Annotated in this window: 23 protein-coding genes and 1 riboswitch; of the genes, 16 read left to right on the top strand and 7 right to left on the bottom strand. The window is 59.0% G+C overall.

Translation table 11 applies throughout. From position 1 onward, the window contains the following. Both ACEW8G_RS04385 and polA read right to left on the bottom strand, forming a co-directional pair. The coding region (locus ACEW8G_RS04385) for a cation:proton antiporter (protein ID WP_373487231.1) at nucleotides 1–563 on the bottom strand (563 nt) is incomplete at its 3' end. 25 nt (nucleotides 564–588) lie between these two features. Then, on the bottom strand, nucleotides 589–3,393 hold the full coding sequence (gene polA / locus ACEW8G_RS04380) for a DNA polymerase I (RefSeq protein WP_373487232.1): 2,805 nt from the start codon (nucleotides 3,391–3,393) through the stop codon (nucleotides 589–591). A gap of 137 nt (nucleotides 3,394–3,530) precedes the next feature. Here polA and ACEW8G_RS04375 point away from each other — a divergent pair, with 137 nt between their 5' ends. Then, nucleotides 3,531–3,800 (top strand): hypothetical protein, encoded by a 270-nt coding sequence (locus ACEW8G_RS04375; RefSeq protein ID WP_373487230.1) that lies wholly within the window; start codon nucleotides 3,531–3,533, stop codon nucleotides 3,798–3,800. Nucleotides 3,801–3,803: 3 nt separating this feature from the next. Here ACEW8G_RS04375 and ACEW8G_RS04370 read toward each other — a convergent pair whose 3' ends face one another. Together ACEW8G_RS04370 and ACEW8G_RS04365 are read right to left on the bottom strand one after the other, a co-directional pair. Next, nucleotides 3,804–4,775, bottom strand: coding sequence for an MBL fold metallo-hydrolase (locus ACEW8G_RS04370; RefSeq protein WP_373487229.1), 972 nt, complete (start codon nucleotides 4,773–4,775; stop codon nucleotides 3,804–3,806). Between the two features lie 163 nt (nucleotides 4,776–4,938). Then, nucleotides 4,939–5,451, bottom strand: a complete 513-nt coding sequence (locus tag ACEW8G_RS04365; RefSeq protein WP_373487228.1) for a Uma2 family endonuclease — start codon at nucleotides 5,449–5,451, stop codon at nucleotides 4,939–4,941. Nucleotides 5,452–5,566: 115 nt separating this feature from the next. Further along, nucleotides 5,567–5,652, top strand: a riboswitch (ZMP/ZTP riboswitch). 15 nt (nucleotides 5,653–5,667) lie between these two features. On the opposite strand from ACEW8G_RS04365, the gene ACEW8G_RS04360 reads away from it, so the two are divergent. Beyond that, nucleotides 5,668–6,351: a DJ-1/PfpI family protein gene (locus tag ACEW8G_RS04360; RefSeq protein ID WP_373487227.1), complete on the top strand. Its 684-nt coding sequence runs from the start codon at nucleotides 5,668–5,670 to the stop codon at nucleotides 6,349–6,351. A gap of 69 nt (nucleotides 6,352–6,420) precedes the next feature. Here ACEW8G_RS04360 and groL read toward each other — a convergent pair whose 3' ends face one another. Both groL and groES read right to left on the bottom strand, forming a co-directional pair. Next, a complete protein-coding gene (gene groL, locus ACEW8G_RS04355) occupies nucleotides 6,421–8,073 on the bottom strand; it encodes a chaperonin GroEL (RefSeq protein ID WP_373487226.1) in 1,653 nt (550 codons plus the stop codon). Between the two features lie 55 nt (nucleotides 8,074–8,128). Beyond that, a complete protein-coding gene (gene groES / locus ACEW8G_RS04350) occupies nucleotides 8,129–8,416 on the bottom strand; it encodes a co-chaperone GroES (RefSeq protein WP_373487225.1) in 288 nt (95 codons plus the stop codon). Nucleotides 8,417–8,695: 279 nt separating this feature from the next. Here groES and ACEW8G_RS04345 point away from each other — a divergent pair, with 279 nt between their 5' ends. The 14 genes from ACEW8G_RS04345 (at nucleotide 8,696) to ACEW8G_RS04280 (ending at nucleotide 18,923) form a co-directional block, all read left to right on the top strand. Next, nucleotides 8,696–8,983, top strand: coding sequence for a DUF2282 domain-containing protein (locus tag ACEW8G_RS04345; protein WP_373487224.1), 288 nt, complete (start codon nucleotides 8,696–8,698; stop codon nucleotides 8,981–8,983). Between the two features lie 81 nt (nucleotides 8,984–9,064). Then, nucleotides 9,065–9,931 carry a DUF692 family multinuclear iron-containing protein gene (locus ACEW8G_RS04340; protein ID WP_373487223.1) on the top strand — a complete coding sequence of 289 codons (867 nt, stop codon included), beginning with the start codon at nucleotides 9,065–9,067 and terminating at the stop codon, nucleotides 9,929–9,931. Then, a complete protein-coding gene (locus ACEW8G_RS04335; RefSeq protein WP_373487222.1) occupies nucleotides 9,928–10,653 on the top strand; it encodes a putative DNA-binding domain-containing protein in 726 nt (241 codons plus the stop codon). Before ACEW8G_RS04340 ends, ACEW8G_RS04335 begins: the two co-directional genes overlap by 4 nt. Nucleotides 10,654–10,678: 25 nt before the next feature. After that, entirely contained in the window at nucleotides 10,679–11,125 is a 447-nt protein-coding gene (locus ACEW8G_RS04330; protein WP_373487221.1) for a DoxX family protein, read from the top strand. 78 nt (nucleotides 11,126–11,203) lie between these two features. Then, nucleotides 11,204–11,728 carry a sigma-70 family RNA polymerase sigma factor gene (locus ACEW8G_RS04325; RefSeq protein WP_373487220.1) on the top strand — a complete coding sequence of 175 codons (525 nt, stop codon included), beginning with the start codon at nucleotides 11,204–11,206 and terminating at the stop codon, nucleotides 11,726–11,728. Between the two features lie 104 nt (nucleotides 11,729–11,832). Continuing rightward, nucleotides 11,833–12,519, top strand: a complete 687-nt coding sequence (locus ACEW8G_RS04320; protein ID WP_373487219.1) for an NrsF family protein — start codon at nucleotides 11,833–11,835, stop codon at nucleotides 12,517–12,519. Nucleotides 12,520–12,628: 109 nt separating this feature from the next. Then, entirely contained in the window at nucleotides 12,629–14,503 is a 1,875-nt protein-coding gene (gene sppA, locus ACEW8G_RS04315) for a signal peptide peptidase SppA (protein ID WP_373487218.1), read from the top strand. 50 nt (nucleotides 14,504–14,553) lie between these two features. Beyond that, a complete protein-coding gene (locus tag ACEW8G_RS04310; RefSeq protein WP_373487217.1) occupies nucleotides 14,554–14,754 on the top strand; it encodes a hypothetical protein in 201 nt (66 codons plus the stop codon). A 59-nt stretch (nucleotides 14,755–14,813) separates the two neighbouring features. Beyond that, nucleotides 14,814–15,206 carry a fluoride efflux transporter CrcB gene (crcB, locus tag ACEW8G_RS04305; RefSeq protein WP_373487216.1) on the top strand — a complete coding sequence of 131 codons (393 nt, stop codon included), beginning with the start codon at nucleotides 14,814–14,816 and terminating at the stop codon, nucleotides 15,204–15,206. Beyond that, entirely contained in the window at nucleotides 15,203–16,438 is a 1,236-nt protein-coding gene (locus ACEW8G_RS04300) for an RluA family pseudouridine synthase (protein WP_373487215.1), read from the top strand. Before crcB ends, ACEW8G_RS04300 begins: the two co-directional genes overlap by 4 nt. Nucleotides 16,439–16,440: 2 nt before the next feature. Then, entirely contained in the window at nucleotides 16,441–17,106 is a 666-nt protein-coding gene (locus tag ACEW8G_RS04295) for an HAD-IA family hydrolase (protein ID WP_373487214.1), read from the top strand. Continuing rightward, nucleotides 17,103–17,327: a hypothetical protein gene (locus ACEW8G_RS04290; protein WP_373487213.1), complete on the top strand. Its 225-nt coding sequence runs from the start codon at nucleotides 17,103–17,105 to the stop codon at nucleotides 17,325–17,327. The genes ACEW8G_RS04295 and ACEW8G_RS04290 overlap by 4 nt, the downstream gene beginning before the upstream one ends. A 10-nt stretch (nucleotides 17,328–17,337) precedes the next feature. Then, entirely contained in the window at nucleotides 17,338–18,039 is a 702-nt protein-coding gene (locus tag ACEW8G_RS04285; RefSeq protein WP_373487212.1) for an ATP12 family chaperone protein, read from the top strand. Between the two features lie 161 nt (nucleotides 18,040–18,200). Then, nucleotides 18,201–18,923 carry a hypothetical protein gene (locus ACEW8G_RS04280; protein ID WP_373487211.1) on the top strand — a complete coding sequence of 241 codons (723 nt, stop codon included), beginning with the start codon at nucleotides 18,201–18,203 and terminating at the stop codon, nucleotides 18,921–18,923. 78 nt (nucleotides 18,924–19,001) lie between these two features. On the opposite strand, the gene ACEW8G_RS04275 is transcribed toward ACEW8G_RS04280, so the two are convergent. Continuing rightward, nucleotides 19,002–20,768: 3-hydroxyacyl-CoA dehydrogenase NAD-binding domain-containing protein (locus tag ACEW8G_RS04275; protein WP_373487210.1), on the bottom strand; the 1,767-nt coding region annotated here is incomplete at its 5' end.

Genomic DNA, 20,768 nt, shown 5'->3' with positions numbered 1-20,768 from the left:
GTGAGCGCAAAACGCGCCTCACACCCTTCATCACCATCTGACCGTTCGATCTGGACATCGGAAGCCAGGACCGGGTCGGTCGGCGCCAGACAGGCGCCAAGCAGAATGGCGGAAGCCAGAGGCAGGCCGATGATCCACATGCCAGACAACGCAATCGCTATGATGGTCAGCGGCATAACGATCGCCAGCAGGCGGATGGTCAGGTTCCAAGTTCGCCAGTTGACCGGGCGGCTGATCTTCAGTCCCGCCCCCATCAGCGATATGATTACGATAAACTCGGTTGCCTTTTCGATCAGCAACGGGCCATTGATCGGATGCGGCGAAAACTGACGAAGCGGGGTCAGGCTGAACACCGCCATACCAATCGCGACGCAGATGATCGGCAGCGACAGCGGCAATCGTTTGAGCAGCAACGGCAACCACGCAACCATCAGCACGACCAGGCCGATGCACAACAGCCAGAGCTTGTAGTTTTCCACCAGGATCTGACCGATAGCTGTGTCAAACAGCGGATCGATCAGTGCTGTTGCATCAAATTCAGGGCTTTTCGGGATCACTGACACGTCACAAACACAAGGCCCTTCAAAATCAATGCGCTGCCCCCCAGCTCGGTCCGGTGCCGATATCCACCCCAAGTGGGACGCTCAGGTTCACCGCCGGTTCCGCTGCGCCTGCCATGACGTCACGGATGACTGTCGAGGCGGCATCGATATCACCTTCGGGCAGTTCAAACACCAGTTCATCATGCACTTGCAGCAGCATCTTGACACTGCCGAGGCCTGCGGCCTTGAGGGCAGGGACCATGCGCACCATCGCGCGCTTGATAATATCGGCGCTGGTCCCCTGGATCGGCGCGTTGATCGCGGCGCGCTCGCTGCCTTGCCGTTCAGCCTGATTTTTCGATGATATGCGCGGAAAGTGGGTTTTGCGGCCAAACAGGGTCTCTGTAAACCCGGTTTCGCGCACCTTTTCCAGCGTCTCGGCGATATAGCGGTTGATGCCAGGAAAACGTTGGAAATAGGTATCAATCATCGCCTGCGCTTCGTCAGGGGTGACCTCAAGCCTTCCGGCAAGTCCCCAACGTGATATGCCATAAAGGATCGCGAAGTTGATCGTTTTTGCGCGTCCGCGCGTGTCGCGATTGATCTCGCCGAACAGTTCCTGCGCGGTGCGGTTGTGGATGTCCTCGCCGTTGGCAAACGCCTCGCGCAACGTATCAACATCGGCCATATGCGCCGCCAGCCGCAGCTCGATCTGGCTGTAATCGGCCGCCAGAATGACATTGCCGGGTTCGGCCACGAACGCATGGCGGATCTGCCGCCCGATTTCGGTGCGGATCGGAATGTTCTGCAGGTTGGGTTCGGTCGAAGACAGCCGCCCGGTCTGCGCGCCGACCAGGCTGTAGCTGGTGTGAACCCGGCCCGTTTCCGGGTTGATCTGCTCCTGCAGCGCATCGGTATAGGTGGATTTTAGTTTGGCGAGTTGGCGCCAGTCGAGCACCTTGCGTGATATCTCCGATCCTTCGATGGCGAGCTTTTCGAGCACCGTGACGTCGGTTGAATATTGTCCGGTCTTGCCCTTCTTGCCACCTTTCAAGCCCATTTTGTCGAACAGGATTTCCCCCAGTTGCTTGGGGCTACCGATAGCAAATGGTCCGCCTGCGATGCTGTGGATTTCAAGCTCTAGCGCCGCCATGCGGGTCGCAAAATCCTGACTGAGTGCCGCGAGCTGCTCGCGGTCAACCTTGATGCCGTTGCGCTCCATCGCCGCCACGACGGGGATCAGCGGGCGATCGACCATTTCATAAACGCGGGTTGCGCCTTCTTGTGGCAGACGCGGGCGCAGCACATGCCACAGCCGCAATGTCACATCGGCATCCTCGGCGGCATAGCACGTGGCATCGCTCAGCGGCACTTCGTTGAAGCCGATCTGCTTTTTGCCGGTGCCGGTGAGCGATTTGAAGCTGATGCACTCATGGCCGAGATGCCGTTGCGCCAGCGCGTCCATGCCATGACCGCCGCTGCCGAACTCGTGGCCGGCATCAAGGTTGAAGCTCATGACCATCGTGTCGTCGATCGGCGCAACTTGGATATCGTGCCGGGCAAGCACATTGATGTCGTATTTCAGGTTCTGGCCGATCTTGAGAACATCATCAGCCTCCAGCAGCGGCTTGAGTCTGGCAATCGCGATATGGATATCGATCTGCTGGGGTTTTTCCGCAAACATGTCGCTGCCGCCATGGCCAAGCGGAATGTAGCAGGCCTCCCCCGGCGCGATGCACAGGCTCACCCCGACCAGCCGTGCCTGCATCGAATCGAGCGAATCGGTTTCGGTGTCCACAGCGATTGTGCCGATGGCAAAGGCGCGGGTGATCCAGTCGTCCAGCGTTTCGATATCCTGCACGCAGACATAGGCATCGGTGTTGATCGGGGACATCGCGAGCGGCCGCGGCGCTATTGCATTGTCCGATCGCGGAGCGGATGAGCCCGAAGTCGGTGGGAACGATTGCGCATCCGCAGGCCCGCTGGCGCCGAGTTTCCGCAGCAGGCTGGTGAAGCCGTGCTGGGTCAGAAACGCCGCGAGCGGTTCCGGCGGGATGTCCTTGAGCAGGAAATCATCGAGTGCATTGGGCAGCGGGCAATCGTCTTTCAGTGTCACCAGCACCTTGCTCAGCCTTGCCATATCGGCCTGTTCGATCAGGCTGTCGCGCAGCTTTGACGGCTTCATCGCAGGCGCAGCGGCGAGCACGCTTTCCAGATCGCCGTGTTCGACAATCAGCTTTGCCGCCGTCTTGGGGCCGACGCCGCGAATGCCGGGCACATTATCCACAGAATCGCCCATCAGCGCCAGCACGTCGCCCAGCTGCTCGGGCGTCACACCAAACTTTTCCATGACCGCTTCGGGCCCCATCCGCACGTTTTTCATGGTATCGAGCATGTCGATGCCAGGCTGGATCAGCTGCATGAGATCCTTGTCGGACGAGACGATGGTGACCTTCCAGCCTTTCGCCAATGCATCGAGCGCATAGCTCGCAATGATGTCATCGGCCTCGACATTGTCCTCCTCGATACACGGCATTGAAAAAGCGCGCGTGGCATCGCGGATCAGCGGAAATTGTGGCACCAGATCCTCTGGTGGGGCGGGCCGATGCGCCTTGTACTGATCGTAGAGTTCATTGCGAAAGCTCTGCGAGCTTTTGTCGAGGATGACCGCCATGTGCGTTGGCCCATCGGCCTTGTGCAGGTCATCGGCCAGCCGCCACAGCATCGTCGTATAGCCGTAAACCGCACCCACCGGCGTGCCTTGCGGATTGGTCAATGGCGGCAAACGGTGGTAGGCCCGGAAGATATAGGATGATCCGTCGACGAGGTAGAGATGGTTATGGTCAGGCATGGCCAGAGCGATAGCAGCGCCATGTGCAAGGGTCATCCGGTTTTGCAACTCGCCATGCATTGGTGCATAAGTTATGGCCTGCAGGACGCGCAATGCGTCGTTCGCTAATGAAGGAGCAATATATGCGTATACTAACGATGACCAGCCTCGCGGCACTCGCGCTCGGTGTCGCCGCGTGTTCGGATGAAACCGCCGATCGCACCGAAGCTGCTGCTGAATCAGCAGGTGACGATATCGAAGCCAACCTCGATGCCACAGGTGACGCAATCGGTGAAACGATGAGCGACGTTGAGCAGGGTGTGGACTCCACCGCAAAAGATCTCGATGCCAAAGCCGATGCCAGTGCTGAAAAAATCGAGAAAGATTGGGATAACGACAAGCGCAACGACGCTGCAGAAACCCAGTAATCGCTATAATAGCGCGTCCCGCTCGATCTTGCCGGATCGGGCGGGCAGGCTGAACAGCATCCCATCGGTACCAATAATGATTGGTCCTGAATAGACTGCTGATGCCCCTTTAACAAAATATGGGTGCAGCAGCGCTGTTGGCATGCGCGGGACGATGTGCGTCAACACCAGCATTTTCGCCTTGCCCTGCCGCGCGATGCTGGCGGCCTCGACCGGGCTCGTGTGGTACCCTGGAATATCGGACATAATTTTTGCGATGCGGGTGTCGCCGGCTTTGCGCGCGGCAGCCTGTATGCGCCCAACCATGTCAGGATTGAGCGCCTCATGCACCATGAGGTCGCAACCGTTGCAGGCTGTGGCAACCGTGTCATCGCGCGCGGTGTCACCGCTGATCACCACCGAGCGCCCCTTATAGTCAAAACGATAGCCGACCGATGGCTCAACCGGATCATGCCGGACAGTGAACGCAGTGACGCGCACATCGCCCTTTTCGAGCACGACTAGCGACAAGGGTTCGACCGGTAGGTCAAAGCGCATCGCCCTCCCACCTGCGCAGCTGCGCGGCATGATATCAGCACCGTGGTGCGCAATGCGATACCCGAAATCAGCCGTATAGGCTGTGTTGAACCCGGCCACAACCCTCTCGACGCCCACCGGACCATAGACGGGAAGTGGGGGTTTGCGTCCGCTTGCGGCCCAGCGCAGCATCATCACTTCGCCGAGTCCGTCGATGTGGTCGGAATGGAAATGGGTGAGAAATGCCGCGTCGAGTCTGGCCAGAGGCACCATCATTTGACCGATGCGTCGCCCGGCGCTGGAGCCTGCGTCAATCAGGAACATTTGCTTGCCGGCCACCACCAGGGTGCATGGCCCTGACCGGTCGGGATCAGGCAAGGGCGATCCTGTGCCACACAGGATGACATGCAAACCATCGGGCAAGTCGGCGGTGGCATCCTGCCCGTAAGCGCTGTTCACGGCCCGAGCGTATATCGCTTCGCCCAGTGGAACACGAGCAAACCAAATGCCCGCAGAGGCAATTGCTATGACCATCAGCAAGACAATGAAACGGCGGATCGCTTATCCCCTCGATATTATGGCATATATAGTGACATAATATCGAGGGGATGACCAGTGCTGATCAGCGCGCAAAAATATCTGTGTGCGATAAGGTAATCTTAAGGTGCGGGATTGCGATGTCCTCACCGCCTCCATGCACATTGTCGATCCAGTTTTGCGGGCCGGTGCGCGTGATAGATCGCACGGTGCTGGCGACAGGATCGATCATCAGGATCGTCTGAACACTGGGAATGGCACGGTACTCGTTGAGCTTGACCCCGGCGTCACTCGTGGCAGTTGATGGCGACAACACCTCGACAAGCAACACTGGATCATCGAATGCCTTGACGTTGTCGAACAGTTCACTGTCCTTGCCGCAATATACGCTGACATCTGGATAACGGACGGACATTTCGTGCGTTTGCAAACCCATGTCTGAGCCATAAGGACGGCAGCCGCTTCCCCGCAATGCAAGTCCAAGCGCTAACGTAAGATTGGATTGAATCCGCGCATGCGCCGCCGTGCCGCCGGCCATCATGCGAATAATGCCGTTGTCCAGCTCTGCCTTGATGTCAGAGCCAAAATCGATCTGCAAGAATTGCGCTGCGTTGATCAGATTGGGTTCGGGGAGCGTTGCCATAATCCATATATATACGCTCCGCGGTGGATGCGAAAGGACGCTTGGCACATCTTGAGATCAGCATTATCCTCACACGATCCACGACTGGCGCATTGAGGTGGTCAACCATCGGGGAGTGGGTCCTGCTGAAGTCTGTCGCGCGCCTGGGCAAATCTGCTTGAAAGAATGGCAATGCCCATGACCCCCGCACGCTCCAATATCGTATTCACCCTGTTCGATCAGGTCACCCAGCTCGATTTCACGGGTCCAGTTCAATTTCTGTCGCGGATGCCGGGTGCCATAGTGCACGTCGCTGCAAAAGCGTTGGAGCCGGTCATGACCGATGTGGGGTTTGCAATCATGCCGACCGTCACGTTCGAAGATTGCCCTCCGGCTGATCTTCTGTGTGTGCCGGGCGGGCTGGGCGTTGCGGCAGCGCTCGGCGATTCGGCGCTGCTGGCGTTCGTAAAGCGTCAGGCCGATGCGGCGCAATGGACCACCAGCGTATGCACCGGCGCGTTCATTCTTGGCCGAGCAGGCTTGTTACAGGGCAAGCGCGCAACCACGCATTGGGGCTATACGCAGTTGCTGCATCATGTCGGCGCGGTGCACGAGGATGCACGGACCGTGTTCGACGGCAAAGTGGTGACGGCCGGCGGGGTCACATCGGGCATCGATTTTGCGCTGGCGATCATCGCGCGGCTGCATGGCGAGCGCGTTGCGCGCAGTATCCAGCTGTCGCTCGAATATGATCCTGCACCGCCCTTCGCTGGCGGCACGCCTGCAACCAGCCCGTCGGATATCGTATCGACGATGCGGGCCAAGTTCTACGATAGGGCGGCGACGCGCATGGAAGCTGCCTTGCTGAACGGCTAACGCACAAAAAAGGGCCGGAAGGTTTCCCCTCCGGCCTCAATTTTTCGATGGTCGATCAAGCAGGCTGGATCAGAAATCCATGCCGCCCATTCCGCCCATGCCGCCCATGCCACCGGGCATGCCGCCGCCCGAAGACTTGTCTTCAGGTGCTTCGGCAATGGCTGCCTCGGTGGTGATCAGCAGGCCGGCAACCGATGCCGCATCCTGCAGCGCAGCGCGCACCACAAGGGTCGGGTCGATCACGCCGGCTGCCACCAGATTTTCATACACATCGGTGGATGCGTTGAAGCCCAGCGTCTCGTCGTTGCTGTCGAGCAGCTTGCCCGAAACCACCGCGCCATCATGGCCGGCATTCTGTGCGATCTGGCGAACCGGAGCATAGAGTGCCTTGCGGATGATATCGATGCCGCGAGTCTGGTCTTCGTTGATGCCGGTCATGCCTTCGAGCGCACGGGTTGCATAAAGCAGTGCCGTGCCGCCGCCAGGGACGATGCCTTCTTCAACGGCCGCACGGGTTGCGTGCAGCGCATCATCAACGCGGTCCTTCTTTTCCTTCACTTCGATTTCCGAAGCGCCACCGATCTTGATCACGGCAACACCGCCGGCAAGCTTTGCCAGACGTTCCTGCAGCTTTTCACGGTCGTAATCGCTGGTGGTGTTCTCGATCTGGGTGCGGATCGCTTCGACACGGCCCTTGATCGCATCGGCATCGCCCGAACCATCGACAATGACGGTATTGTCCTTATCGATAGAAACGCGCTTGGCCTGACCGAGCATGCTGACGGTGACGTTTTCGAGCTTGATGCCCAGGTCTTCGCTGATCATCTCACCCTTGGTCAGGATCGCGATGTCTTCGAGCATCGCCTTGCGACGGTCGCCGAAGCCCGGTGCCTTGACCGCAGCAACCTTCAGGCCGCCACGCAGCTTGTTGACGACCAGGGTCGCCAGCGCTTCACCTTCGATGTCTTCTGCGATGATCAACAGCGGACGGCCCGACTGAACAACAGCCTCCAGAATGGGGAGCATCGCCTGCAGGTTAGACAGCTTCTTTTCGTGGATCAGGATGTAGGGATTGTCGAGTTCAACAGTCATCTTGTCCGGGTTGGTGATGAAATACGGCGACAGATAGCCGCGATCAAACTGCATGCCTTCAACGACATCCAGTTCCGATTCCATGCCCTTGGCTTCTTCAACGGTGATCACGCCTTCCTTGCCGACCTTTTCCATGGCCTGCGCGATCATTTCACCGATTTCTTTCTCGCCATTGGCCGAGATGGTGCCGACCTGGGCGATCTCGTTGGTGCCGGCGACGGGCTTCGAGCGCGACTTCAGGTTTTCAACAACCTTTGTCACCGCCAGATCAATGCCGCGCTTGAGGTCCATGGGGTTCATACCGGCAGCAACCGACTTCATGCCTTCGCGCACTATGGCCTGGGCCAGCACGGTGGCAGTGGTGGTGCCGTCACCGGCGATGTCATTGGTCTTGGAAGCAACTTCCTTGACCATCTGCGCGCCCATATTTTCGAACTTGTCTTTCAGTTCGATTTCCTTGGCGACGGTGACGCCGTCCTTGGTGATGCGGGGCGCGCCGAAGCTCTTGTCGATGACGACGTTGCGGCCCTTGGGGCCCAAAGTCACCTTGACGGCATCGGCGAGAATATCCACGCCGCGCAAAATGCGTTCGCGGGCGTCGCGGCCAAACTTTACGTCTTTAGCAGCCATGATGTATGTTCCTTAAATCTTGAGATTAAGCGCAGTCGGTCGGTCGCGGATGCGATCAGCCCAGAATGCCCAGAATGTCGCTTTCCTTCATGATGATCAGGTCTTCACCGTTGATCTTCACTTCGGTGCCCGACCATTTGCCAAACAGGATCTTGTCGCCAACCTTGACGTCGAGGGGGATCCGGTCGCCATCATCGTCACGCGTGCCTTCGCCAGCGGCGATGACTTCGCCTTCTGACGGCTTTTCCTTGGCTGCGTCGGGAATGATGATCCCGCCAGCGGTCTTTTCTTCGGCTTCGATGCGGCGCACCAGAACCCGGTCGTGCAATGGACGAAATGCCATGTGTATTGCCTTTCCTTGCGTCACTGAAAAAGTGATAGCCTCTTCGTCGGGCACCAGTTGTTCTGGACGTCTACCGACGATTAGCACTCATTCAGGGTGAGTGCTAATGAGGCCTAGATAGACCAGTGTCGTGCTGGGTCAACCCACTGCCTGCATATTTTTTGTCGGTTGCGGGCGGCTTGGGTAACCAGTGAAAGCCCGACCACGAAATGCCTCTTGAAGCTGAGGCGAACGATCGTTGCGGCTTCGCTGTCGATCCACGATCAAGAGGAAAATCTAATGTCCAATTCTGTACTGACACTTGGGGCCGCTGCTGCCGCTGTTCTGGCTGCTGCGACCATCGCCGCGACACCGGCTGCAGCCGCAGGTGCCAAGGAAAAATGCTATGGCGTGTCGCTGAAAGGCAAGAACGATTGCTCTGCAGGACCTGGCACCTCGTGCGCAGGCACCTCGACCGTCGACTATCAGGGCAACGCCTGGAAATATGTCGCCAAGGGAGAGTGCTCAAAGCTTGGTGGTTCCTTGGTCGCGCAGAAGGGCAACAAGAAGCCGACCCCCAAGGGCTGATGCCTCGCCAGCGGCACAACCTGTCTGGCGTAAAGATCGAACCGGTATAAACTTACGCTTATGCCTGCAGGATGTTTTCGTGTGACCCCGTTCCCCCCCGACAGTTTGCCGCACGATTGTGGTATCGGCCTCAAGCCAGAGCATTATCATGCAGTGCTGGACGGAGTGGACGGGGTGGTGGCGCCCGCCTGGGTGGAAGTTCACCCCCAGAACTATTTCTGCGCAGGCGGGCCGCCGCATCGCTGGCTGAGCGCCATTGCCGAGCGATTGCCGTTAAGTTTTCACAGCGTCGGCCTGTCCATCGGCACCGCACAGGGACTGGATGACGACGAACTTGATCAACTCGCGCTATTGTGCGCGCGCTATGCCCCTGCCAGCGTGTCCGATCATCTCAGCTGGTCGGGCAATGCCAGCGATCGCTACCCTGACCTGTTGCCCATTCCTTACACAAGCGAAGCTCTGGCGCTTTGTGCAGACCAGATTGGGCGGGTACAAGACCGGTTGCAGCGCTGCATGCTGATCGAAAATCCGTCCCGCTATCTGGCCTTTGCCGGCGACGAGATGGACGAGGTGAGCTTCCTTCACGCCTTGTGCCGCCGCAGCGGTTGCAGCCTGCTGCTTGATATCAACAACATCGAGGTCAGCTGCACCAATCTTGGGCTTGACCCCACCATCTATGTTGATGCTGTCGACCCGGCGCTGGTCGGCGAAGTTCATCTCGCAGGCCATGCCACCGAAATGCACGACAGCGGCCCCTTGCTGATTGATGATCATGGCAGCGCCGTGAGCGCTCTGACCTGGCAGCTTTTTGCTCGCTTTGTCGGGCGCGCCGGGGCAAAGCCGATCTTGATCGAATGGGACACAAACCTGCCCGATTTTTCGGTTCTGATGGCAGAAGTGGCGCACGCACGGTCAATCCTTGCCGATCTGCGCGCCGTGGCGGCATGAGCACGCTCGCAGACCTGCAGGCGCGATTTATCAATGTGCTGCAGCAAGGTCCATCGGCCTTTCCCGAAGGCATGTTTGCGGGTGACCGCGACCGGACGCTGCTTGGCCTGAAGGCGCATGCCAACACAATCAGCCACGCCCGTCTGGTGGCGCTGGAGCAAAGCTTCCCGCGTACGCTGGCGCGGCTTGGCGGCGCAACGTTCAACCGCCTGTCACGCGATTTTATCGAACGACCCGAGGTAATGTCACGCAGTCTCAGGCTGCTCGGAGAATGCTTCGCTGACTTTTTACAGGCCGAGCCCGTTGACCCCGCCTCGCTCGACCTCGCGCGGATCGAATGGGCATGGCTAGAAAGCTACCACGCCGCCGACTTGCCCGCGCTGGGGTTGTGCGATCTTGCCGGGCTCGACGAGGCGGGGTTGCTTGACCTGCCGGTTGTGTTGCATCCAGCGGTGCGTATGGTGCGCCTGACCGCACCGCTGGCAGAGCAGTTGCCGGAACTGCCATGTGATGTGCAAATAGTGTTGATCAGCCGCCCCGACGCTCTGGTCCTGCTGCACGGCATGACATCACAGCGCGGAGAGATATTAGCGCAGATCGAAAAATCGGCACACATGCGTAACTTTATAGACAGCGCCATCGAAATTGTGGGTGAGGCTGCGGCCTTGCCGCATGTTCTGTCGCTGATTGAGGCAGGCGCGCTGGCAAGTCCGCACGGCTGACGCCAACCGGAAAGTCATATCTATAATGAACACAATTCTGCGGCGCACAATTGCGCTGGCCGACAGCCCGCTGTTCGAAGGTATCGCGCTGCTCATTGTCAGGCTGGCGCTGGCAGCGCAATTCTGGCGGTCTGCCCGAACCAAGATCGAGGACGGCACCCTCATCGAGATCAGGCCGATCACCTATGATCTGTTCCGCGACGAATATCGCATGCCTTTGCCCGAGATTACCGGCACGGTTGCGACCTATGCCGAGCATATCTTGCCAGCGCTGATTATGCTGGGTCTGGCAACGCGCTTTGGTGCTGCCGGACTGTTGGTAATGACCCTCGTCATACAGTTGTTCGTCTATCCCGAAGCGTTCTGGACACCGCATGTCATGTGGTTTGGTCTATCTTTGATCCTCATGGCACGCGGCGGCGGCATGTTCGCGCTAGACCGGTTGTTTGACCGCCGGTTCGCGACACGCTGACGCGCGTTCCGGATGACATGATGCTCAAGCTGCAGCCGCTTGCTGCGATCTGTTTCAACGCGTAGCGTTCCGTTCTGCATGGCCAATCAGGATGAAACGCTGCGTCAGTTGATGCTTGCCGCCCAGCAGGGCGACAGGCACGCCTACACGCGCCTGCTTGGCGATTGCCAATTATGGCTGCGGCGCTATTTCGCCCGGCGTATCCCGCCATCGCAGATCGATGATCTGGTGCAGGACACGCTCATATCGCTGCACCGCAAGCGCGCCAGTTTCGATAGCAACAGAGCCTTTCTGCCCTGGCTGGCGGCCATAGCCCGCTATCGCTGGATTGACCATCTGCGCAAGGTCTACCGCGCTGATGAAACCGATCTCAACGAAGACATCCATGCCCAGCCGGAGGATGATGCGATTGCCTCACGATTGAGCCTCGACACGCTGCTCGCCTGCCTGCCCGAAAAGCAGGCCGAGGTGATCAGGCTGGTCAAGATCACCGGCCTCAGCATCGCAGAGGCGGCTGCGCGCAGCGGTCAATCCGAAGCACTGGTCAAGGTCAACATCCATCGCGGCATCAAGCGAATGAGCGCGATGATCGAAGAGGTGTAACATATGCAATCACAGCAGCGAACATTATGTATAAATATGCACGGCCACAACTGGCCTCTGCATGGCGATACCACAACAATGTGGTCAATGTTTTGAGCAAAAATATGACTGATAACCAAGTCTCGCCAGCACCGTCTGGGGCGCGACCCTTTGATGTTTCGGTTCTGGCTGACGACATCGCGCCAGTCACGCCGATGCGTTTGCGCACCGGGTTGATGCTGACTGCGCTGATGAGCATCATCGCGACGGTCGCCGTTGCACTGGCCATGGGCGTACGCGAGGATGTTGCCGCTTTATCACCGGATCGAATGTTCATGATCCGCGCAGGCGCATTGTTGATGATCGGTGTGGCTGCGGCTGTTGCGGCGCTGTCAACCGCGACACCGCGCATCGGCAGGCCGACACCCAAAGCGTGGAAGTGGGCCCTGATGTTGGCTGGACTGCTGCCTTTGGGTGCTCTGATCAGCCTGCTCAATGCCCCATCGCATGATGCGCAAAGTCTGCAGGCCAAGCTTGATCCGCAATATGGCCTCGAATGCCTGCGGATAAGTGCGCTGTGTGCGCTGGGCATCGCGGCCGTAATGGTCCTGTGGCTCCGCCGGGGTGCGCCGACATCGCCTGAACGCACTGCTTGGCTGATTGGACTGGCGGCAGGCGCGTTCGGAGCCTCGGCCTACAGCGTGTATTGTCCGGCGACGACGCTGGTTTACATCGGAACCTGGTATTCGCTTGCGGTTGCCATGTGCGCTGTTGCTGGTCGCATCATCCTGCCCCCGTTGCTGCGCTGGTGAATGCTGACCGTCGAAGCATGTCGGACGTTTGTCGCGCGTAACGGTGGTAAATGATGCCGACACTGCCTAGATGGTGTTCGGGGCACATCCGCCCGTCGCGGAGCAAAGCATGAATTTCGTCAAGCGCGCCTGGAAGGTGCTGGTCGCGATCAAGGATGGGCTGGTGCTCATCGCGATTTTGTTATTTTTCGGGTTGATCCTCGCAGCACTCTCGTGGCGGCCAAACCCTTCCGCCGTTACCGAAGGCGCATTGCTGGTGAAGCTCGACGGTGTCATCGTTGAAGAGCCTGAGGTTGCAGACCCGTTCAATGCGCTGCTGAGCGGTCAGGCACCGCTCAAGCAGTATCGCGAGCGCGATGTGATCCGCGCCATCGATACCGCTGCGGATGACAAGCGCGTCAAGGTGATTGTGCTCGATCTCGACGGGTTCATGGGGGCAGGGCAGGTCAGCGCCGAACAGGTCGGCGAAGCCTTGGGCCGCGCGAAAGCCAAAGGCAAACCGATCTATTCGTTTGCGACCGTCTACAGCGATTCGTCCTATCGGCTCGCTGCGCATGCAAATGAAATCTGGCTCGATCCCATGGGCGGCGCAGCATTCACAGGACCCGGCGGCACCCGCCTGTATTTCAAGGACCTGCTTGATCGCTTCAAGGTGACAGCGCACGTCTACCGTGTCGGCACGTTCAAAAGCGCGGTCGAGCCTTATTTTCGATCCGACCAATCACCTGAAGCCGAAGCTGCGCTGCTGGCTGTTTATGAGCCCGTCTGGGCAAACTGGCTCGATGGCATCAAGAAGACGCGGCCGCAGGCGGACATTGCCAGCTACAGTGCCGACCCCGCCGCAGCGGTGACCGCAGCGCGCGGTGACCTGGTCAAGGTCGCGGTGGACCGCAAGATCGTCGACAAGGTAGGCACCAAGACCGACTTTGGAAGCCATGTTGCCAAGCTGGCAGGCGCAGACGAGAAGAAAGGCCCCGGTGCATTCAAGCACACTAAGCTTGCCGACTGGGTTTCGGCCAATCCGGCCAAAAGCGGCGGCGATGAAATCGGTGTAATCACCATTGCGGGCACAATTGTCGATGGCGACGCCGGACCCGGCACTGCGGGCGGCGACCGCATCGAAAAGTTGCTGCATGATGGCTTGCAGCGCGACAGCCTGAAAGCGCTGGTTGTGCGGGTTGATTCACCCGGTGGGTCAGCGTTCGCATCGGAGCAAATCCGGCTGGCGATCGAGCAATATCGTGCAAAGAAGATCCCGGTGGTGATCTCGATGTCCAATGTTGCGGCAAGCGGTGGCTATTGGGTGGCAACCGCCGGCGACACCATCTTCGCCGAACCTTCGACGATCACCGGATCGATCGGTATCTTCGCGGTATTGCCCAGCTTTGAGCGCGCGCTCGCCGAATATGGCATTAACGCAGATGGCGTGGCGACGACCCCGCTCTCGGGCCAGCCTGATCTGTTTGGCGGTTTAAATCCATCGGTTGATGTGATGATCCAGGGCACAATCGAGCGTGATTACGGAAGGTTTTTGTCGCTCGTCGGCAAGGCACGGGGCATGTCCAGCGCTGACGTTGACAAGATTGCACAAGGCAGGGTGTGGGATGGCGGCACCGCACGCCAGATCAAGCTGGTCGACCAGTTCGGATCGCTGAAAGAGGCAGTGGCAGAGGCAGCAAAGCGCGCCAAGCTGAAGGATGACGGTTATTCAGCCTATTATTTCGAAACCAAACCGAGTGCCTTTGAGCAGTTTGTTGCGGGCTTGTTTGCGCCATCAGAAGAGACGCAGCAGGCGCGCGGTCTCGTCGCTTATTTCGCATGGAAGCAGCAGGCTGCGCTTGGCCAGGTTCTGGGCGATATCAACCTGCTGATGGGGGCCAAGGGCGCGCAGGCCTGGTGTCTTGAATGCAGCGGAACGCTTCCCGCAAAGGTCGCTCCAGCAACGACGTCCGGCTGGTTGACCCGCCTGTTGGCATTGCAATAGGGAACTGAGCCATCGTTGATCGCGTATAATTCATGTAAAGGAGAAACGTGATGACACATCCCAACGATGGCAAGGAATTCGGTGAAGGAAACTACCAGGCCAACCGCAATTTTGTTGCAGCGCAGGAAGATTTCGCTGCCGACAAACAGAAGGTGAAGGAAAAGGCCCGCGAGGCCGCTGATGCACTGGACGGCGCTGAACGTGAAGAGTTGGAACGCGCCGAAGCCGAAGCGAAGACCGGACCTGCCTGATGCCAACGTTCCGCGATTAGGCCTTCCCTTTTTGCGCTCTATCCCGCTAGAGCGGCATTATGGATGCAGCGCTGACATGGAAAGCGACCGGGTTGGTCATGGCGGGCGGTGCAATCGGCGCAGCGTTGCGGTTTCACACCGGCATGCTCGTCACCCGCATGGGCCATGTCGGTTACCCCTATGCGACACTCGCAGTGAACGTTGCGGGCGGTCTGGTGATGGGTGCGCTTGCAGCACTCGTATTGCGCGGCCATGTCGGTGAGGCCACCCGGCTGTTTTTAGGCGTCGGCGTACTGGGGGGTTTTACGACCTTTTCTGCTTTCAGTCTTGAGCTCTTCGACATGATACAGCGTGGCGGATGGCTCGAAGCTGCCGGCTACGCGCTGCTTTCGGTAGTCATCGCTCTGCTGGCCCTGATCGCCGGTTTTGTGATGACGCGGGGGCTCGCATGACGGTTCACACCCCGACAAGCACAGATCGCGCTACCAGTGATGCGCGGCAGTTCACCATAGAAGTTGACGATGACGGCATCCGGCTGGACCGATGGTTCCATCGCCATCTGCCCGATGTGAATTTTAATTTGGTATCTCGCTGGGCACGCACTGGCCAGGTACGGCTTGATGGCAAGCGGGTAGGCCCCGGCGACAGGATTGCTGCTGGCCAGATTATCCGCATCCCACCGGCAGAGCTGTCGCAAGATCGGCCCGCACGACGCGCCGCTCCCAAGCCGCTCAGCGACGACCAGATTGCTTATGCGCAGGCGATGGTTATCCATCGCGACCGTGCCGCGCTGGTGATCAACAAACCGCCCGGGTTGGCCACTCAGGGTGGCACGCGCACCCAAGCGCATGTTGACGGGCTGGGCGATGCACTGATGTTCGACAGTCAGGTCCGGCCACGGCTTGTTCATCGACTGGACAAGGATACATCGGGCGTTTTGCTGATGGCGCGTACCCCCGGCAGCGCAGCCTATTTCGCCAAGCGCTTTGCCGGACGCAGCGCGAAAAAGGTATATTGGGCGCTGATCGTCGGCGTTCCCGAGGTTTATTCTGGGCTGATCGAGCTCCCGCTCGCCAAACAACCGGGCACCGGCGGCGAGAAAATGCACGTCGATACAGAAAATGGCCAGATTTCCCGTACCGCTTATCAGGTGATCGAGCGCGCCGGGTCGCGTGCGGCCTGGGTTGCATTGCAGCCGTTCACCGGGCGCACCCACCAGCTGCGCGTGCACATGGCCGCCATCGGCCACCCAATTGTCGGAGACGGCAAATATGGCGGGCAGGACGCCTTCCTGACCGGCACCATCAGCCGCAAGATGCACCTGCATGCGCGCCGCCTGAAGATTGCGCATCCCGATGGTCCGGCGCTCGACATCACCGCCGAACTTCCGCAGCATTTCGCTGAGTCGATGGAGGCATTGGGCTTTGATCCCGCGCTGGGCGACGACGTGTTCAACGTTGAAGGCCCGCCGCCCGCCAACCGCGAGGAAAAAAAGCAGAAGGCACGCGCGCATGCAAAATCGCTGCGCAAGGAGCGTCGCGGTGAGCGGCGCAGCAGGACTGCGCCCGCCGCGCCAAAGGACAAGGACAAGGTCAAGACGAGGCCGAAGCCAGGGCTTCGTACAAAAGCAACAGGAAAAGCTGCCGCCAAGCCGCGCACAACGCCAGCAAGGACGCCGCGCTAGGCATGGTGGTAAGGCTGGCGATCTTTGATTGCGATGGCACGCTGGTGGACAGCCAGGCGAACATCTGTCGCGCCATGGACCAGGCCTTTGCCGCCGAGGCGCTGCCCCCGCCAGATCATCATATTGTGCGCCGCGTTGTCGGCCTTTCGCTGGTTGAGGCGATGCGTATGATGCTGCCTAATGGGGGCGCTGACCTGCATCTTGCTCTGGCCGAGCATTACAAGAATGCTTTCCATGATCTGCGGGGCAGGGGCGCGCTGCAACATGAACCGCTCTACGATGGCTTGCCAAAGTTACTGGATCGGCTGGATCATGCCGGATGGTTGTTGGCGGTGGCGACCGGAAAGTCTGATCGCGGGCTCGATCTGTGTCTGACGCATCATGGTATCAAGGATCGCTTTGTTTCGCTGCAAACCGCCGATCGGCATCCATCCAAGCCCCACCCTTCGATGATCCATCAGGCGCTGGCCGATGCCGGGGCTAGCGCGAGATACGCAGTGATGATCGGTGATACGAGTTTCGATATCACGATGGGAATTGCAGCCTCGGTGCGGCCGATTGGTGTCGATTGGGGCTATCATGATGCAGCAGAACTGCAGGCAGCGGGCGCGGCCAATATTGCCTATTCGATGGATGAACTGTTTGATCACATCGTGGAGGGGTCGTGATGGAGGATGCGGAGCGCGTTGCGCGCACGCGATTTTTCACCATCGGCGCGGTGCGTTTGATGGGCGCGATCACCTTGGCGCTCGGCGCAGCGATATCGCTGGAGCGGTTTGCGGGCATCCCGCCGTATCTGGGCTACGCACTGCTGGCCATCGGTGCGTTTGAAATGGTCGTGCTGCCCCAATTTCTGGTCTCGCGCTGGAAGTCCCCGCCAAAACCATGAAGCATTGCGGATGAAGCGCTTTTACACCGAGGTCGCGATTGCGGCACAGGCAGAAGGTCACGCCCTGCTGCTCGATGGTCGTCCGGTGATGACACCGGCGCGTGCGCGGCTGCTGTTGCCGAATGCGACTTTAGCCGACGCAATCGCGGATGAATGGCGGGCGCAGGGTGACAAGATCGACCCCGCAGCAATGCCGATGACCGGATTTGCCAATGCTGCAATCGACCAGGTGAGTCGCGATCGCGATGCGTTTGTACGCACCATTGCGGCTTATGCCGAAACCGATACGCTGTGTTACCGAGCCGACCCTGACGACGCGTTGGCCCAAAAGCAGAGCGAATTATGGGACCCGCTGCTCGAATGGGCGGAAAAACGCTATGATATCAGCCTGATCAGGGTGGCTGGGGTCATTCATCGACCGCAATCGGCGCACAGCCTGTCGCGTCTCACGGCTGCTGTTGACGCGCTCGATTCCTTCAATTTGGCGACAATAAGCACACTGGTCAGCATCGGTGGATCGTTGGTGGCTGCACTTGCGGCCACTGAAAAATCCCATGATTCAGACGAGTTATGGCTAGCAGTTAATCTTGAGGAACTTTGGCAGGAGCAGCTCTGGGGAGCTGAGGAGGAAGGCGTGCGCATGAGACAACATCGACGTATTGCATTTGACGATGCCGTCAGGTTTTGCCAACTTGTCGGGGCTGAAGCCTGAATTCAGGCATGGAGCCAACGCTTCGCGTGAGGAACAATACCTGGTGACAGACGTTTTGTCTAAAACCAATTACCAAACCTTCACTGTTTGACGACAGTTCGGCTTATACAGGCTATGTTCATTGGTTATCTATATATTAAATCAAAAGGAGACACCTCGATATGTTGAAATCTGTAATAGCAACTTTGTTTTTGTCTACTAGTTTATTTTCTGCACCTGTCATTGCACAGGAATCTGCGCCCGCTACCGCCGAGGCATCTGCGCCGGTTGCACTGACGGCAGAACAGGTCGAAGCGCAAAATAAGGCGATTGCTGATTTTACCGCTGCCCAGCAGGCACAAGCGGCCGGTAACCATGCTGAAACCATCGCGAAACTGGAAGGTGCTTTGCCGACCATTCGCGAGATCGTCGCACGTGATCCGTCCAACATTCAGAACGCAGGCTTTTTGGCCAGCGCATTGACCATTGCTGCCAACTCTTATGGCGCGCAGGGCAACATTGACGCGATTGTGCCGCTATACACTGAAGCGGCTCCCAAATGGACACAGGTTTTTCAAGCAGACAAGGCCAATGAAGGCGTGCGCGGTACATTGGTATCGATCCTCGTCAATCTCGGCAACTTCAGCCTGAGCAAGCAGGACAAGGCAACAGCACAGCCGCATTTTGAGCAGGCGCTCGCCATCACCAAAGAAGGTCGCGCCACCGATCCGGCCAACGCGGATCTTGCCAACGCCGAATTTTCCAGCTTGATTGGGCTGAATCAGTCGACAGGCGAGGCCAGCTATCTTGAAGCGGCAAAGCCGGTGGGTGAGGAATTGCGCGATAAGGGCATCGTCAACGCGGCCAACAAGCCGGCGGTCGATGCAATCCTTGGGGCTGCATAATCACGCGGTCACTAACCTAGCAGATTAGCAAAAGGGCCTTTCACTCCCTAACAGGAGTGAAAGGCCCTTTTTTTGCTGTCAGAACCCCGATTTTTGCTCGGCCTTCTGGCGTAGCAATACGGAAACCGTAAAGCCGTGCTTTTCGAGGCCTGCGACGATTTTGTCGGTGCCTTCCAACCCGGCCCAGAACATCGGTCCGCCGCGATAGATCGGCCAGCCATAGCCGTAAATCCATACGACATCGATGTCAGATGCCCGCTGCGCCATGCCCTCTTCAAGGATCATCGCGCCTTCATTAACCATGGTGTAGATCGTCCGCTCGATGATCTCCTGGTCGCTGATCTCGCGCTTGACCTTGTTTGATCGTGACCGGAATTCCTCGATGATTTCGGCGACACGCGGCGATGGCGTGGGGTTGCGCTTTTCATCATAGTCGTAAAAGCCCGCGCTTTTCTTCTGGCCCCAGCGCCCCTCGGCGCACAACGCGTCGCGGATGGTATCGATACGGGCCGGGTCCCGGTGCCAGCCGATATCGACACCCGCCAGGTCGCTCATCTGGAACGGCCCCATCGGCATGCCGAATTCGACATGCACACGGTCAATCTGTTCGGGCGTCGCGCCTTCCATCAGCAGGTTGTTCGCCTCAACCTGACGCGGCATCAGCATCCGGTTACCGATAAAGCCATGGCAAACGCCCGCGACTACTGCCACCTTCTTGATCGTCTTGGCGAGCTTCATGACCGTTGCGAGCACATCGTCAGCGGTCTTGGCACCTCGCACCACCTCCAACAGCTTCATGACATTGGCCGGCGAGAAAAAGTGCATCCCCACCACATCTGCCGGACGACTGGTCGATGCCGCGATGTCGTCAACATTGAGGTAGCTGGTGTTGCTGGCCAGAATCGCACCGCGCTTGGCAATCGTATCGAGCTTGCCGAACACCTCCTTCTTGACGTCCATATTCTCGAAGATCGCTTCGATGATCAGGTCGCATTCAGCCAGATCGTCGAGCGTGAGCGAGGGCGTGAGCAACCCCATCGCCTTGTCGACCTGCTCGCCCGTAATCCGTCCCTTGGCTGCGCTTGCCTCATAATTCTTGCGGATGACGCCGACACCACGATCCAGCGCGTCCTCGGCCTGCTCAACGATGGTTACCGGAATGCCTGCGGACAGGAAGTTCATGGTGATGCCGCCGCCCATCGTGCCCGCGCCGATGACGCCGACCTTGCTGATCGTGCGCAGTGCGATGTCCTTGGCGATGCCGTCGATCTTGCTCGCCTGCCGCTCGGCAAAGAAGATGTGGCGCTGCGCAGCTGACTGGGCGCCGAACATCAGCTTCATAAATTCCTGACGCTCGAACGCGATGCCTTCAGCGAAGGGAAGGCGGGTTGCCGCCTCGACACAGGCAATGTTGGCGGCGGGTGCGTCAAAGCCACGAAACTTGCGCGCATTGTCTCTACGAAATGCTTCGATGGCGGCATCGTCGGGGGTGACACTGCGTTCGCTCGCGCGCGGGATGGGGCGCTTTGCCTTCACTGTATCGGCAAAAGCGAGCGCGCCATCGAGCAGCGCGCCTTCTTCGGCAAGCTGGTCGACCAGGCCCCAGTTGTGTGCGAGCTTGGCAGGCACCGGATCGCCCTTGGCTGTCATCTCCAGCGCGGCCTTGACGCCTATTACGCGCGGCAAACGTTGCGTGCCGCCTGCGCCGGGCAGCAGACCCAGCTTGACCTCGGGCACACCCAGCTTGGCCGAAGGCACCGCGACGCGGTAATGGCAGGCAAGCGCGGTTTCCAGGCCGCCGCCCAGAGCAGTGCCATGGATCGCGGCAATGACCGGTTTGTCCAA

Origin of the sequence: Blastomonas sp. (genome assembly GCF_041747255.1) — a bacterium.
Classification (GTDB): domain Bacteria; phylum Pseudomonadota; class Alphaproteobacteria; order Sphingomonadales; family Sphingomonadaceae; genus Blastomonas.
Note: the sequence above shows the minus strand (reverse complement) of the source record. Positions and strands in the feature narration are given on the sequence as shown.